The organism is Tannerella forsythia (genome assembly GCF_003860135.1).
In the GTDB taxonomy this organism is placed as follows: domain Bacteria; phylum Bacteroidota; class Bacteroidia; order Bacteroidales; family Tannerellaceae; genus Tannerella; species Tannerella forsythia_A.
In genome coordinates, this window is the sequence record NZ_RQYN01000013.1 from 21725 (window position 1) to 36163 (window position 14439).

Consider the following 14439-nt stretch of genomic DNA (forward strand, 5'->3'; position numbering starts at 1 on the left):
AAAAAGCTGTTTTCTAATTAAAAAAACGAGTCATGAACATGAAGAAAAAATCGGAAGAAAAGAAAAAGGGAGGGCTTGGTCGTACCTTGACGGTTGTGATCGCGTTGGTTTCGCTCGTGGTGGTAGGAGTGTTTTCTCTTGGGATTGCCGCGGTCAGCTCGACCGAGAGCAGATGCGAGGAATATGTGATGGACGAGATTTATTCGGGAGGAGTGAAAGACATTGTTTTTCAAGACTCGGCAAACGGTATCTGCCTATACATCAATCGAGGAGAAGATCGTCATTCGATAGAAGACCTTCGCTCGGCTTTGCTTGGAAAGAAGGCGGTATACACTTTTACCCGTTGCGGGTGGGCAAAGGCTCATCCTCTCCGCCGAATCGTATGCGAAGGGCGCGTAGTCTACGAGTCTTAAGCCAAACAGGAAGTACCGGCATATCTTTCACATTTCCAAGCGGGTGTATCAAAACGAAAAATTGGGTACATCCGTTTGCGTTTAACGGACTCCGCGTTAGGAGCGGAAACGTAAATAAAATGATGAAGCAGCATTTCCATTTACGTCGTGAGCGAATGCGGAATTCGGGTTAAACCCGATTTTGTTGAGCTGCTTCATCTCGAATCGTTAATAGAATGAAAAATGGGAACGCTTCGGGCAATCGCCCGAATGTTAAAACAAAGTGCGGGAGCCTTCGGGCAATCGCCCGAATGTTAAAACAAAGTGCGGGAGCCTTCGGGTAATCGCCCGAACGTTAAAACAAAATGGGGGAGCTTTCGGGCAATCGCCCGAATGTTAAAACAAAGTGCGGGAGCTTTCGGGCAATCGCCCGAACGTTAAAACAACATGCGGGAGGCTTTTCACGGCTCTTAATTCGTTCAAACATGATGCGGCGGCCTTTTCAGGGTGGTTCGATACGCTGCAAAAAACAACGAGCATCGGTTCGAAGCATAAGGTTAGTCTCCAAGCATGGCGATAGAAACGTTTTTATCCCGGCTTCCACGTCCGGAGCGGAAGTGTAAATAAAAGGATGCAAAGCAGCATTTCCATTTACGTCGTGAGCGAATGCGGAATCTGTTTTTATTTTTCAGGCAGCGATAATTTCCGGCCGGTATTGTCTTGTTCATCGGGGTAGGCGATCGTCAAGTACCGAGCAGCACGAGCAAAGCGGGGAAATAATCTTTAAGGGCTTGGCGAAGGATTTTAAGGGTTTTCGTGATATGATACTCGATGCTTTTGATTGAAAGTCCGAGATCATTCGCGATTTCGCGATGACTTTGGCGTTCGTACTTGCTGCGGATAAATATTTGACGCGACTGTTCCGAAAGGGAGTTGAGCGTCTTTTGTATGATGGACTGTATTTCTTCAGAGAAGAGCTGCTCCGGATTACAAGCTTCGAGGGTGGAGATGCGCACATTCAGTTCCCAGGCCTCATACTCCGAAATAAAACGTTCCACTTCCTCACGTTTTTGCTCACGTCTCAGGTAATTGATACATCTGTTCTTTACGATGGTCAGGACATAAGCCGGAATATTCGTTTGATGCGGCAGCACGGAGCGGTTTTCCCAATAGTACATCAGACTGTCCATTACGATATCTTCCGCTGTGGCCGTGTCGCGTACATAGGTACGGGCAAAACGGATGTATCGTTGACGGTAGTCGTGATACAAACGGTTGAAATCATATATATCCGTTCTCTTTTCCACAGTTCAGGTTAAAGATTGCAGTATCCGTAGGGGAGAGGGCGGGTATGGTTTATTACCGGCCCCCTCTTACGGGTACTTCTACCGATTTCATCGCACGTAAGGAAATGACGCATCGGAGCGAAGTGTTTCCTGACTCTCTCTCCGTTTTCAGAAAGGCAGATCGTCTGCCGGATCGGAAGGGGGGATTTCCGGCGGAGGAAGCGGTTGATCGATCGGTTGCATTCCGCCCGATTCGTTGTCCGGCTCCACTCGCCAGGCGCGTATATCGTTATACCAGCGTCCGTTGTATTCACGGCAATCGATGTCGAACGAAATTTTCAGATCCTGTCCTTCCTGAATGTTAAACTGGTCGATCCGGTCTCCCCAAAGGTTGAACATCATTTTTCGCGGATACTGAGCATTCCGGTCGTATTCGATCACGTATTCCTGTTTTCTCCATGTTCCGTTCTTTCCTTCGCCCGTCTGAATCGGCTGAACGACGATGATTTTTCCTCTTACTTCCATATTTCTTTCACTTTATGATATTTCTAACATCTATTAGCATGGGACTTATTAATACGCTCGTGCGAAAAGAACGCGTTGGGCGGACGGTTTGCCGGTTACCATACATTGTCCGGGCGTTGTATCGTCGAAAGGAATGCAGCGAATGGTTGCTTTCGTTTCGTTTTTGATGCGTTCTTCCGTTTCGGGTGTACCGTCCCAATGAGCCAGAATGAAGTTGCCTTCTTCGAGTTTTTCTTTAAATTCTTCATACGTATCGACTTTGACCGTATGCTTCTCACGGTTATCCAACGCTTTCCGGAAAATATTCTTCTGAATTTCTTCAAGCAGATTCTTCACGTATGCCTCGATTCCGTTGCAGGTAACCGTTTCTTTTTCGAGCGTATCGCGACGCATGACCTCGATCGTGTTGTTTTCGAGATCGCGTCCTCCCATAGCCAGACGTACCGGTACTCCTTTCAGTTCGTATTCGGCGAATTTCCAGCCGGGTTTCTTCGTGTCACGATTGTCATATTTCACGCTGATGCCTAAGGCTTTCAGACCGGCGATGATTTTATCGACCTTCTCGCTGATTTGCGTCAATTGCTCGGCAGAGCGGTAAATCGGTATGATCACGACTTGTATCGGTGCCAGACGGGGGGGCAGCACCAGCCCGTTGTTGTCGGAGTGCGACATAATCAGCGCCCCGATGAGCCGTGTGGAAACGCCCCACGAAGTGGCCCACGCATAGTCGGTCTTTCCTTCTTTATCGATGAAAGTCACATCGAAGGCCTTTCCGAAATTCTGTCCGAGGAAATGCGACGTACCGGCTTGTAAGGCTTTCCCGTCTTGCATCATCGCCTCAATGGTGTATGTATCGACGGCACCGGCAAACCGTTCGCTTTCGGTCTTTACGCCTTTGATTACAGGCATAGCCATATAGTTTTCGGCAAAATCGGCATAGACATCCTGCATCTTCCGTGCTTCGATTTCGGCTTCTTCGCGTGTGGCATGTGCCGTATGCCCCTCCTGCCAGAGGAATTCGGCCGTACGCAGAAACAGGCGCGTACGCATTTCCCAGCGCATCACGTTCGCCCACTGGTTGATGAGCAGCGGCAGATCGCGATACGACTGAATCCAGTTTTTATAGGTGTTCCAGATGATGGTTTCGGAGGTGGGGCGGATGATGAGTTCTTCTTCGAGGCGGGCGGCCGGATCGACGATGACTCCGCTACCTTCCGGGTCATTCTTCAGACGGTAGTGCGTCACAACGGCGCACTCTTTGGCGAACCCTTCGACGTGGTCAGCTTCGCGGCTCAGAAACGATTTCGGGATCAGCAGCGGAAAATAAGCATTGTGGTGTCCTGTTTCCTTAAATTTATCGTCGAGAATGCGTTGCATCTTTTCCCAGATTGCATACCCGTAGGGCTTGATGACCATACAGCCGCGCACAGCCGAATTTTCAGCCAAATCGGCTTTTACGACCAAGTCCTGATACCATTGCGAATAATTTTCGTCCTGTGAAGTAAGTTCCTTTAGTTCTTTTGCCATTGTAATTTATTTTCGTTTCTTTTTTCTTCAATATTGTTCGTTCTCGTTCGGGAAATCGCCTGCTTTGACATCTTCGATGTAGGCGTGAAGCGCCTTTGTCATCTCTTCGTAAAGATTGGCGTAGCGACGCAGGAAGCGAGGCGAAAAGTCTTGATTGATCCCGAGCATGTCGTGCATCACCAGCACCTGACCGTCTACACCGCCCCCGGCACCGATGCCGATCACGGGGATTTTCAGCTCGGAAGCTACCTGTGAAGCCAAGGCTGCGGGAATCTTTTCGAGTACCAGCGCGAAACATCCCCACTCTTCGAGCAGATGCGCATCTTCGAGCAGTTTGCGGGCTTCTTCTTCTTCTCGGGCGCGGACGGCGTAGGTGCCGAACTTGTTGATCGATTGCGGAGTCAATCCCAAATGTCCCATGATGGGAATGCCTGCGCACAAAATACGTTGTATGGATTCTTTGATTTCCGATCCGCCTTCCATTTTGATGCAGTCGGCATGAGTCTCTTTCATTACGCGGATGGCCGAGGCGAGTGCCTCTTTCGAATTGCCCTGATACGTTCCGAAAGGCAGGTCGACGACGACAAGCGCGCGTTTGACGGCCTTCATCACCGATTTACCGTGATAAATCATCTGATCGAGTGTGATGGGAAGCGTCGTCACATTCCCTGCCATTACATTCGAGGCCGAATCGCCGACGAGAATCACATCCATGCCTGCCCGATCGATGATTTGTGCCATCGAATAATCGTAGGCGGTAAGCATCGAAATCTTTTCGCCTCGCTGTTTCATTTCAAAAAGGCGGTGTGTCGTTACCTTACGGTTGTCTTCTGATATTGCTACTGACATCTCCTAAACTTAAAACGTGGCAAAGGTAGTTATTTTTTATTGCAGGAAAAAACGCGGTAGACTGTGTTGTAGCGAGGTTTTATCTGCGTCCGAAAATCTCGTGCAGTTTCTTTTCCAACCCGCGTCCGTTGATATCGGCATATGCCACCCGCCCATCGGGATCGATCAGATAGACGGTGGGAATCCATCGGATGCCGTACTGCCCGGAAATGGTCGTTTCTTTCCATTTTTTCAGTTCGCTCACATGTGTCCACGTAAGTTGATCGTGCTTTACGGCGTTCTCCCAGTTTTCGCGTTTGTCGTCGAACGATACGCCGAGAAACGTGATGTTCTCCTTGCCGTATTTCGCGAATAGCGCCACCATTTCAGGACTGGCCTTCCGACAGTCGTGACACCATGAAGCCCAGAAATCGATCAGTACATAACGCCCCTTGAAATCGGAGAGACTGATCGTTTCACCTTCGATTGAGGTCAACGTAAAAGCAGGCGCCTGCGTGCCGACTTTTAATAATGCTGAGTTGTCTTGGCCGTGCATCGTTTCAATGGTTAATGCAGCCAGAAATGAAATCCAAAACATTACTTTCATAATTTCACTGTTTTAAATATGTTTCACTGATTCTTTAAAATCTTGATGCCTTCCTTTGTAAGCTCTTCTTTATCTTTCGTTTTCTTTACGGTGTGATTCGGCTCAATTCCGTAACCGACAAATTCCTTGCCATTGGCCAGATAGTCTCTTTTCGAACATATTTGAAGCCAGCCTTCTCCGGGAAGTTCGAAGCCGATTGGATTACCCGTTGTGCCAGCTGTCGGTCTGCCGATTAAGACTCCTCTTTTCGTATTCAGAAATAAAGATGCAAAATCCTCTGCAGCAGAATATGTTTTCTCACTAATCAAAACAACGATTGGCTTCGTGAAACGTAATGATTCACGCACCGGCTTAATCATGCTTCCACTATTGTCTTGCCATTGCGTATTCCATCCCCACGAGGCATAAGCCGGCATATACATCAATGTTTTCCATCTCGACGACAAAACAGGTTCTTCAATCAGATGACTGATAACATAATTGGAGTATCCACTGTTGCCTCCCTCGTTATCCGATATGTCGATAATCAGTTTCGAGGTCTTTGTTATTTCACGATAAAGACTGTCGAACTCGCTTTTGAAGCGATCCCCCCAAAAACGGTTAATTTTCAGGTAGCCGATATTATCGTCCAATACCTTAAACTCAAATATCCGTACCGGTTCGTCCGGCTTTTTCAATCTTCTGCTCACCGAAAATTCTTTATTATCCTTCGTCCGTATCCTCAATGGCTTGTCGATATGTCCGTTCAGCAGATTGTGTTCGTAAACCTGTACTTCCATATCCTGCTTCGTGGAATAAAACACGAATGGCTGAATGTGCTTCATTGCATACTCATGCACTTCCATCCCATCTATTGCTACAATCTCCATACCGGCTGAGAGTCCTTGCCGTCCAAGCGTATCATTCAGAATACGAGTTATGAAAACTTTGTCATCGATCAGTTCCGTAACAATGGGCGGGGATACTTCGAAAACTTCTCTGAGTTCCCACGGGATAACGACCCGCGTATGTCCGTCGTTCAGCAAAGAGCAAAACTCCTGCAATATGCGATAGTATTCGTACGTCGTTTGGGTTTTCAGGACTTTCGGAATAAATGTCTGATATGTTTTGTCCCAATCCAGATCGGGTACCTGATCGAAGAATACAAAATTTTTGTCGGCCTCTTTCCAGACGGTCGACAGACCGTATATCTTCTCCTCGTCCGATAAGCGATCGGTGTTTTCTTGAATTCTCGTTCCTGCAGATGTTAGCATGGTGACTGCAATCATCAAGCTAAAAGGTAAAATGATTTTTTTCATGATGTTAATTTTATGTCTGATTAATAATGTTGAAATTCAGAATTGAGTTTACTTCTTATCCTATATTCCCGCCGGCAAATATAGAGTAGAAATGCAAAACATCGAAATTTTACCTGATACTTTTATAGTCGTATGGTAATTCCATGCGCGTTGGTTATTCATTTGCTGTCAAGGCCTCTTTGTACATGACAGGGTTTGTTTCGCAAGGAGAATGGGATTATGGAAAAAATATCTATCTTTGCCGCATGTTCAATTTTTTATTCAAACAAAAATGAGTGTAGGATTAATCATTACGATTGTCATCGTCGTAGTTTTGTTTCTTTTTTTTATGTCGGTGTACAACCGGCTGGTACGTTTCCGCAACAATCGCGAAAATGCGTTTGCCGATATCGATGTGCAGTTAAAACAGCGACATGACCTGATACCGCAGCTGGTCGAAGCCGTTAAAGGCTATATGAAGCACGAAGGTGAAACGTTGAAGAGTATCACACAGGCTCGTTCCGCTGCCATGTCGGCGCAAAGTATTGATCAGAAAATTGCGGCTGAAAATCAGTTGTCTGCCGCACTACGGGGGCTGACCGTGTCGGTCGAAGCTTATCCCGACTTGAAAGCTAACACCAGCTTTATGCAGTTGCAGGAGGAGATGGCCGATATCGAAAACAAACTGGCAGCCGTGCGTCGTTACTTCAATTCGGCAACGAAAGAATACAACAATGCCGTCGAAACGTTCCCGGCTAATCTTATCGCAGGTATGTTCGGTTTCCGTCGGGAGACGATGTTCGATCTCGGCCAGCAACAACGCGCGCAACTGGACGAGGCTCCGAAGATAAATTTCTGATCTGGTGAAATACCTCGGAATACAGACGCAGCAACGGAGAAACAGCATCCGCTCGATGATGATGTTATTGCTTTTCCCTTGCGTCATCCTTTTTCTGACATGGGTTTTCTTCGTGATTATCCATGTCTTTCTCGTTTCGGACGATGTGGCGGCCGTTTCTTCTTGGGAAGACCTCTGGTTAATCGCGAACGAATCGTTTCTCAACGCCGCGCCATGGGTAGTGGGTGTTTGTTTCGTCTGGTTTCTCGTCGCTTACTTCTCCAATACGGCCATCATCCATGCTGCGACCGGGTCGCATACTCTGGAACGACGGGACAATAAACGCGTTTATAATCTGGTCGAGAACCTTTGCATGGCCAACGGGATGCCGATGCCGAAAATCAACGTGATCGAAGACTTGTCGATGAATGCCTTTGCCAGCGGATTGAATAAACAGACGTACACCGTCTCGCTTTCGCGCGGAATTATCAACCGTCTGAGCGATGCCGAGCTGGAAGCCGTTATCGCGCACGAGCTGATGCATATTCGCAATCGTGATGTACACGTACTGATCGTTTCCATTGTCTTCGTCGGCATCTTTTCGTTTCTCACCCAGATTGTTTCGCGCAGCTTGTTGCACGGAAGTGTACGAAGTAGCAAAAACGACAAAAACGGAGGAGGGCTCGCTATTCTGTTAGTCATTCTGGTACTGGCTGTCATCGGCTATTTTATTACGATTCTGATGCGCTTTGCCATCTCCCGCAATCGGGAATACATGGCCGACGCCGGAAGCGCCGAGATGACGAAGAATCCGCAGGCGCTGGCTTCGGCCTTACGTAAAATATCGACCGATCCGCTGATCGAAGCCGTTGAACAAAGCGATGTCGCGCAACTCTTTATCGAGAACCCGATGAAGAAAGGCGCCTCGTTCGTCAACGAGTTATTTGCGACCCATCCGCCCATCGAAAAAAGAATCCGGGTGCTCGAACAGTTTTGATCGTCCCGAACTTCTTTTCTTCAAAACGTAAATCAGAGTAATGGAACAAGAAAGCCCGTTATTAAACGAACACCATAAAACGGAACATCCCCCGATGCACACGGCCGAGCATATACTGAACCAAACGATGGTGAGGATGTTCGGTTGTCCGCGCTCCCGAAATACGCACATCGAACGCAAGAAATCGAAATGCGACTATTTGCTTTCCTCCGCTCCGACAGACGAACAGATCGCGGAGATCGCAGAGCGTGTGAACGCGGTGATCGACCGGCATCTGCCCGTCACGAGCGAATACATGTCGCACGAAGAGGCGGCGGCGCTTGTCGATCTGAGCAAACTGCCCGAAGACGTTTCCGAAACATTGCGCATTGTCCGCATCGGCGACTACGACGCCTGCGCCTGTATCGGACAACATGTTTCGAACACTTCCGAAGTCGGCCATTTTAAAATCATTTCGCACGATTACGAAAACGGACGGCTCCGTATTCGCTTTAAGCTGACGTGACGCGGCTTGACACGACTAGCCGCCGGCCGCATCTCTTTCTTCCGCAGGCGTAAAAATTATGTGCTGCCGGTTGTCGGTTGGCAATTATTTTATACCTTTGCAGATGGCTTGTAAAAACAAGCTGATAAACATTCGCAACATTTAATATTCGATAAATTCAATCATTATGCAGACGATCGATTCCTTTAATTTTGCCGGAAAAAAGGCATTTGTACGGGTAGATTTCAATGTACCCTTAGACGAACAATTCAACATCACGGACGATACGCGTATCCGTGCTGCCTTACCCACCCTGAAAAAAATACTGAGCGATGGCGGCAGCGTCATCATCGGTTCACATCTGGGACGTCCCAAAGGCGTTACCGATAAATATTCACTGAAACATATTCTCAAACACGTATCCGACTTGCTTGGCGTCGATGTACAGTTTGCCAACGACTGCGTTGGCGAAGAAGCCAAAGTGAAAGCCTCTGCCCTCCAACCCGGCGAAGTCTTATTGCTCGAAAACCTGCGCTTTTATGCCGAAGAAGAAGGCAAGCCCCGCGGATTGGCCGAAGATGCTTCGGACGAAGAAAAGGCGGCCGCCAAGAAAGCCGTGAAAGAAAGTCAGAAGAAGTTTGCCGAAACGCTGGCTTCTTATGCCGACGTCTATGTGAACGACGCATTCGGAACAGCCCATCGCGCGCATGCTTCAACGGCGTTGATGGCCGCTTATTTCGATGCCGATCACAAGTTGTTCGGTTATCTGATGGAGAAGGAAGTGACTGCCGTAGAGAAAGTGCTCAACGACATCAACAGACCCTTTACCGCCATTATGGGAGGCTCGAAAGTATCGTCTAAGATTGAGGTGATCGAAAACTTGCTCAATAAGGTCGACAACCTGATTATCACGGGGGGAATGACGTATACGTTTATGAAGGCGCTGGGTGGAAAAATCGGAAAGTCGATCTGCGAAGACGATAAATTAGACCTCGCCCTCGAACTGCTGGCCAAAGCCAAAGAAAAAGGAGTGAACCTCGTATTGGCCGAAGATTCGAAGATTGCCGACGATTTCAGCAACGATGCGAAAACGGCTTATGCGGCCAGCAATGAGATCCCCGACGGCTGGGAGGGCATGGATATCGGGCCTAAGACAGAGAAAAAATATGCCGAGGTGATTCGCGCTTCCCAGACGATTCTTTGGAACGGTCCGACGGGCGTGTTCGAATTCGAAAACTTTACCCACGGATCGCGCTCGGTAGCCGAAGCCATCGTCGAAGCCACGAAGAACGGCGCTTATTCGCTGATCGGAGGAGGCGACTCGGTGGCGTGTATCAATAAATTCGGATTGGCAGACGGGGTATCGTACGTATCGACCGGAGGCGGCGCGCTGCTCGAAGCCATCGAAGGAAAAACGCTTCCCGGAATCGAAGCGATTCGCGGGGTATTGAGAGCAAAAAACGAAGCAAGATGATTCAAAAAAACAAATCGGAAGTTGTTATGTTAATTAATTGTTTAATTAGTTAGTTATTTAGGCGGAAAGAAACGCTGAGTTTCCAAGCGCGGGGGGATGACCTTCGCGCTTGTCTTTTCTTGGGGTAAAACGCGGGCGTCTCTGCCCCGATTCAGATACCTTACTAATAAGGGGGGCTTTACGTGCGCTCCCCTCTTCTCGAAATCATGAAAATCTGCACGAACAGTCCGTGTAACGGTGTACGGATCGCAATCGGGTTTGTCCATGCAATCCTTATGGATAACCAGATCATCCATCTTCACTTCTATTGTTAAAATAATAAAATACAACGGGGATCAAACCGGCAGCTGCCGTTTTATATTACTTTTGTGCGAAAATACAAAACAAGGTGAGAATAAGCGAACGATGGAAATATCTGGGCATGCTGACAGGGCTTTGTTTGTGCGCGTGCATGTCGGAAAGCCTCTCTGCCGCAGATGGCGAAAGCTACTGTTTCCGGGTGTATTTGAAAGATAAGGGCGTGGAGGCTCCGAGCGAAATGGATGCGGGGCTTTACCTTTCGGACGAGTCGGTCGAACGGCGAACGAAGCGTGGGATTGAACTGTCGGTTTCCGACATCCCGATCTCATCGGAGTATATTCGCACGGTCACTGCTACGGGCGGACAGGTAATCACGCAAAGCAAATGGATGAACACTGTCGTGGTGGAACATACCGACAGTCTGATCGCCGATCGCCTGAAAGCCTTGCCGATCGTCGATTCCGTCCGGTGTGTATGGAATGGGAGAAACCGTTTGCAACGAGTCGATTGTCCCGACGATACGAGCACCTTCGAGTCGTACGATACCCAAGTGATGCAAGCGCATTACGGACATGCCACGACACAGATCGAGATGCTGAACGGAGTACGCTTGCACGAGGCCGGCCGACACGGGAAGGGCATGCGTATTGCCGTTATCGATGCCGGTTTTCTGCATGTAGACAAGATCGCGGCGTTTGCCTCGACCGACATTATCGGAACACGCAACATGGCCTTTCCCGACAATAGCGTCTTTTGTGAAGATGACCACGGAACGAAAGTCTTATCGTGTATGGCGGCCAACCTGCCCGGCGTGATGGTCGGCACGGCTCCCGACGCGTCTTACCTGCTCATCAAAAGCGAAGATACAAGAGGCGAATATCCGATCGAAGAAGATTTCTATGCTGCCGCTTTGGAATATGCCGACAGTGTCGGGGTCGATCTCATTACCTGCTCGCTGGGCTATTTTCAGTTTGATGCGGAACCCGTCTATACTCACTCCGACCTGAACGGAAGAACGGCCTTCATTACCCGTGTGGCACAGGAGGCCGCCCGAAAAGGGATGCTGATCATTTGCAGCGCCGGCAACGAAGGGAGTAACGAATGGCAGAAGATCACGTTTCCGGCTGACGCGCCCAACATACTTACCGTAGGCGCCGTGACCACCGAAAAGAGAAAAAGCGTATTCAGCTCCACCGGACTGACGGCCGACTATCGCGTGAAACCCGATGTCGTCGCTTTGGGTACGAACGTCTGCGTGATCAATGCGGCCGGCCAGATACAATGGGTCGACGGCACATCTTTTTCTACGCCCACGCTGGCGGGACTCTGCGCGTGCCTCTGGCAGTCGCTCTCGTGGCTCAAAAGCGAGGAACTGATCGACCTGATCCGGCAAACGGCCTCCCGCTCGAAGCGTCCGGATGCCGAACTGGGCTATGGCGTGCCGGACATGTATAAAGCATACAGAAAGGAGATGAATGGACTTCTTTAACGACACGCGAAGCGAACGGACGGACGCCCTCTCGCTGACGGAGCTGAACCGGTTGGTGAAGACCGTTATCAACGAGGCACTGCCCGAAACGTATTGGGTACGTGCCGAAACGAGTGACGTGCGCGTCAACGCGGCTTCCGGACACTGCTACCTCGAATTCGTGGAAAAAGACGAGACTTCGGGACAACTCGTCGCCAAGTCGCGCGGCACGATCTGGGCGCGCAATTTCGCGATATTGAGAACGTATTTCGAGCAGGAAACGGGGCAAACCTTTATCTCCGGCCTGAAGGTATTAGTCAATGTCTCCGTCGAATATCACGAGCTGTACGGACTTTCGTTGACGGTACACGACATCGATCCGTCCTACACGGTGGGCGACATGGTCAAAAAGCGCATGGAGGTGATCCGCCGTTTGCAGGAAGAAGGCGTATTCGACCTGAATAAAGAACTTACATTAGCCATACTTCCTCAACGTATCGCCGTGATTTCCTCCCCGACGGCAGCCGGATACGAAGACTTCGTCAACCAACTGACCCATAACGACTACGGCTTTCCGTTCTACGTCAAACTTTTCCCGGCACTGATGCAGGGCGAGAAGACGGAAGAGAGCGTGATCGCCGCATTAGACCGGATTTATGCGCATCGCGAGCTGTTCGACGCCGTCGTACTGATTCGCGGCGGAGGATCGGCGGCCGATCTAAGCAGCTTCGACTCGTACGCGCTGGCAGCCAACTGCGCGCAATTTCCCCTGCCCATCCTCACCGGTATCGGGCACGAACGCGACGATTCGATCGTCGACAAGGTAGCCCATACGCGCATGAAAACGCCGACGGCCGTGGCCGCGTTTCTCATCGGTCGCATGGCGGAGCAACTTGCCCTGCTCGACGAGCTGCGGGAAACCGTCTGCGAAGCGACACGCAACCAACTGACAGCCAAGAAAACGATATGGCAGATGCTGGCCACGCGTTTTCCGGTGTTCATCACCGGACATCTTGAGCGTCATCGGACGGGTTTACACACACTGGTAGCCCGTCTGTCGTCCGTGCCACAGCTCCTCGAGAAGCACGCGGAACAACTCGAACAGGCTCCCACGCATATTCAAAAGGCGGTCCATGCGATGCTGATCCGTCATACGCACGAGCTTTCGCTCAGCGAACAACATATCAGGCTGGCATCGCCGGATCATATCCTGAAACGAGGCTATACATTGACGCTCAAGGATGGAAAAATCGTCAAACATGCGGCCGACTTATCAGCAGGCGACGAGATATCCGTCAGGTTTACTGACGGCGAACGAAAAGGAAAAATAGTTACATAAACAGATAAAACGACCATGGCAGAAAAAAAGGAGTCATACAATAAAGCGATAGAAAAGCTTCGGGGCATCATTCAAGATATCGAAAGCGGTGAACTGGATGTGGACGTGCTTTCGGAAAAGGTGAAAGAAGCCAGCCGGCTGATTAAGCTGTGCAGAGAAAAGCTCTTCAAAGCCGACGAAGAAGTGAAGAAGATTCTCGATACATTGGAGCAGGCATAATAGATGAAACGCACGGTCATTCTTGTGGCAGGCGGCAAAGGCCTGCGTATGGGCGGCGAGCTGCCGAAGCAGTTCATCCCGCTGCACGGTCGCCCGGTTCTGATGCACACCATGAACGCTTTCTTCCGCTGGGATGCGACGGCCGAACAGGTCATTGTCCTTCCCGAGGAACAACAGGCTTACTGGCAGATGCTCTGTCGCGAATTAAACTGCGCGATACCGCACCGTGTAGTGCATGGAGGAGAGACCCGTTTCCATTCGGTACGTAACGGATTGCAAACGGTCGATGGAGACGGATGGATCGCTGTACATGACGGTGTACGCCCTTTCGTTTCGGAAGTTGTGATCGACGCGTGCTTCGCAGCAGCCGGGCAGTTCGGAGCGGCAGTTCCTGTCCTTCCCATGATCGACTCCGTGCGCGAAGTCGACGGGACGCAAAGCCGTCCGTTCGACCGGGAACGATTGCGCATCGTGCAGACACCACAAGTCTTTCGCGCCGACTGGTTGCGCGATGCCTACGAACAACCTTACCAACCACACTTTACCGACGACGCTTCACTCGTCGAAGCAGCCGGATATCCCATTCATTTAGTCGACGGTAACCGTGAAAATATCAAAATCACCACCCCCATCGACCTGCAATGGGCGCAAATACTGACGACAGAAGAAACAGAATTGCATACGTCAGCGCTCCCTCGTCCTTAACGCCCCCCTATTTCACCCATTCTTACACACCTAAAAAAAGGGTGTGCCCAAACATCGCGCTTTGACACACCCTCTCTATATCTCTCTCCAGCCGTTTTATCGGAAATCAATGTTCACATATAAAAGATTAATCCGAGAGGTAAAATGAATTCTTTCTTCTTGTAAACATCCGA

15 protein-coding genes are annotated in these 14439 nt (G+C 49.7%); 9 read left to right on the forward strand and 6 right to left on the reverse strand.

What is annotated here, in order from left to right; all coding sequences use genetic code 11:
• Positions 1-32: 32 nt before the first annotated feature.
• Positions 33-413 carry a hypothetical protein gene (locus tag EII41_RS05110; RefSeq protein WP_124789702.1) on the forward strand — a complete coding sequence of 127 codons (381 nt, stop codon included), beginning with the start codon at positions 33-35 and terminating at the stop codon, positions 411-413.
• Positions 414-1135: 722 nt separating this feature from the next.
• Here EII41_RS05110 and EII41_RS05115 read toward each other — a convergent pair.
• The 6 genes from EII41_RS05115 to EII41_RS05140 all read right to left on the reverse strand — a co-directional run bounded on the left by EII41_RS05115 (position 1136) and on the right by EII41_RS05140 (position 6463).
• Complete coding sequence (locus EII41_RS05115) at positions 1136-1699, reverse strand: RNA polymerase sigma-70 factor (protein WP_124751016.1); 564 nt, start codon at positions 1697-1699, stop codon at positions 1136-1138.
• 147 nt (positions 1700-1846) lie between these two features.
• Positions 1847-2203, reverse strand: a complete 357-nt coding sequence (locus EII41_RS05120) for a DUF3127 domain-containing protein (RefSeq protein WP_124751017.1) — start codon at positions 2201-2203, stop codon at positions 1847-1849.
• Positions 2204-2251: 48 nt separating this feature from the next.
• Positions 2252-3730 carry a proline--tRNA ligase gene (proS, locus tag EII41_RS05125; RefSeq protein ID WP_124789703.1) on the reverse strand — a complete coding sequence of 493 codons (1479 nt, stop codon included), beginning with the start codon at positions 3728-3730 and terminating at the stop codon, positions 2252-2254.
• Between the two features lie 27 nt (positions 3731-3757).
• Positions 3758-4579: a 3-methyl-2-oxobutanoate hydroxymethyltransferase gene (gene panB, locus EII41_RS05130; RefSeq protein ID WP_124789704.1), complete on the reverse strand. Its 822-nt coding sequence runs from the start codon at positions 4577-4579 to the stop codon at positions 3758-3760.
• A gap of 79 nt (positions 4580-4658) precedes the next feature.
• Positions 4659-5165: a peroxiredoxin family protein gene (locus EII41_RS05135; protein ID WP_260425486.1), complete on the reverse strand. Its 507-nt coding sequence runs from the start codon at positions 5163-5165 to the stop codon at positions 4659-4661.
• Positions 5166-5188: 23 nt separating this feature from the next.
• A complete protein-coding gene (locus EII41_RS05140) occupies positions 5189-6463 on the reverse strand; it encodes a S41 family peptidase (protein WP_124789705.1) in 1275 nt (424 codons plus the stop codon).
• A 271-nt stretch (positions 6464-6734) separates the two neighbouring features.
• Between EII41_RS05140 and EII41_RS05145 the strand changes: the two genes are divergently transcribed.
• From EII41_RS05145 to EII41_RS05180, 8 genes are all read left to right on the forward strand, one after another.
• Complete coding sequence (locus EII41_RS05145; protein WP_124789706.1) at positions 6735-7301, forward strand: LemA family protein; 567 nt, start codon at positions 6735-6737, stop codon at positions 7299-7301.
• A 4-nt stretch (positions 7302-7305) separates the two neighbouring features.
• Entirely contained in the window at positions 7306-8277 is a 972-nt protein-coding gene (locus EII41_RS05150) for a M48 family metallopeptidase (protein ID WP_185711834.1), read from the forward strand.
• Between the two features lie 40 nt (positions 8278-8317).
• Complete coding sequence (locus EII41_RS05155; RefSeq protein ID WP_124789708.1) at positions 8318-8782, forward strand: hypothetical protein; 465 nt, start codon at positions 8318-8320, stop codon at positions 8780-8782.
• A 166-nt stretch (positions 8783-8948) separates the two neighbouring features.
• Positions 8949-10235, forward strand: a complete 1287-nt coding sequence (locus EII41_RS05160; protein WP_124789709.1) for a phosphoglycerate kinase — start codon at positions 8949-8951, stop codon at positions 10233-10235.
• Positions 10236-10656: 421 nt separating this feature from the next.
• Positions 10657-12024 carry a S8 family peptidase gene (locus tag EII41_RS05165; protein ID WP_124789731.1) on the forward strand — a complete coding sequence of 456 codons (1368 nt, stop codon included), beginning with the start codon at positions 10657-10659 and terminating at the stop codon, positions 12022-12024.
• Positions 12011-13342 carry an exodeoxyribonuclease VII large subunit gene (gene xseA, locus EII41_RS05170; protein ID WP_124789710.1) on the forward strand — a complete coding sequence of 444 codons (1332 nt, stop codon included), beginning with the start codon at positions 12011-12013 and terminating at the stop codon, positions 13340-13342. Before EII41_RS05165 ends, xseA begins: the two co-directional genes overlap by 14 nt.
• 15 nt (positions 13343-13357) lie before the next feature.
• Positions 13358-13561, forward strand: a complete 204-nt coding sequence (gene xseB, locus EII41_RS05175) for an exodeoxyribonuclease VII small subunit (RefSeq protein ID WP_124751026.1) — start codon at positions 13358-13360, stop codon at positions 13559-13561.
• A 3-nt stretch (positions 13562-13564) separates the two neighbouring features.
• The gene (locus EII41_RS05180) at positions 13565-14266 is read left to right on the forward strand and encodes a 2-C-methyl-D-erythritol 4-phosphate cytidylyltransferase (protein ID WP_124789711.1); all 702 of its coding nucleotides are present in this window, start codon (positions 13565-13567) and stop codon (positions 14264-14266) included.
• Positions 14267-14439: the final 173 nt, after the last annotated feature.

Excerpts from the sequence above, each read along its gene's own strand:
- EII41_RS05135 (WP_260425486.1), bottom strand. The coding sequence starts at position 5,165 with ATGAAAGTAATGTTTTGGATTTCATTTCTGGCTGCATTAACCATTGAA.
- EII41_RS05160 (WP_124789709.1), top strand. The coding sequence starts at position 8,949 with ATGCAGACGATCGATTCCTTTAATTTTGCCGGAAAAAAGGCATTTGTA.
- xseB (WP_124751026.1), top strand. The coding sequence starts at position 13,358 with ATGGCAGAAAAAAAGGAGTCATACAATAAAGCGATAGAAAAGCTTCGG.
- EII41_RS05180 (WP_124789711.1), top strand. The coding sequence starts at position 13,565 with ATGAAACGCACGGTCATTCTTGTGGCAGGCGGCAAAGGCCTGCGTATG.
- EII41_RS05140 (WP_124789705.1), bottom strand. The coding sequence starts at position 6,463 with ATGAAAAAAATCATTTTACCTTTTAGCTTGATGATTGCAGTCACCATG.
- EII41_RS05120 (WP_124751017.1), bottom strand. The coding sequence starts at position 2,203 with ATGGAAGTAAGAGGAAAAATCATCGTCGTTCAGCCGATTCAGACGGGC.
- xseA (WP_124789710.1), top strand. The coding sequence starts at position 12,011 with ATGGACTTCTTTAACGACACGCGAAGCGAACGGACGGACGCCCTCTCG.
- EII41_RS05155 (WP_124789708.1), top strand. The coding sequence starts at position 8,318 with ATGGAACAAGAAAGCCCGTTATTAAACGAACACCATAAAACGGAACAT.
- proS (WP_124789703.1), bottom strand. The coding sequence starts at position 3,730 with ATGGCAAAAGAACTAAAGGAACTTACTTCACAGGACGAAAATTATTCG.
- panB (WP_124789704.1), bottom strand. The coding sequence starts at position 4,579 with ATGTCAGTAGCAATATCAGAAGACAACCGTAAGGTAACGACACACCGC.
- EII41_RS05110 (WP_124789702.1), top strand. The coding sequence starts at position 33 with ATGAACATGAAGAAAAAATCGGAAGAAAAGAAAAAGGGAGGGCTTGGT.
- EII41_RS05165 (WP_124789731.1), top strand. The coding sequence starts at position 10,657 with ATGCTGACAGGGCTTTGTTTGTGCGCGTGCATGTCGGAAAGCCTCTCT.
- EII41_RS05145 (WP_124789706.1), top strand. The coding sequence starts at position 6,735 with ATGAGTGTAGGATTAATCATTACGATTGTCATCGTCGTAGTTTTGTTT.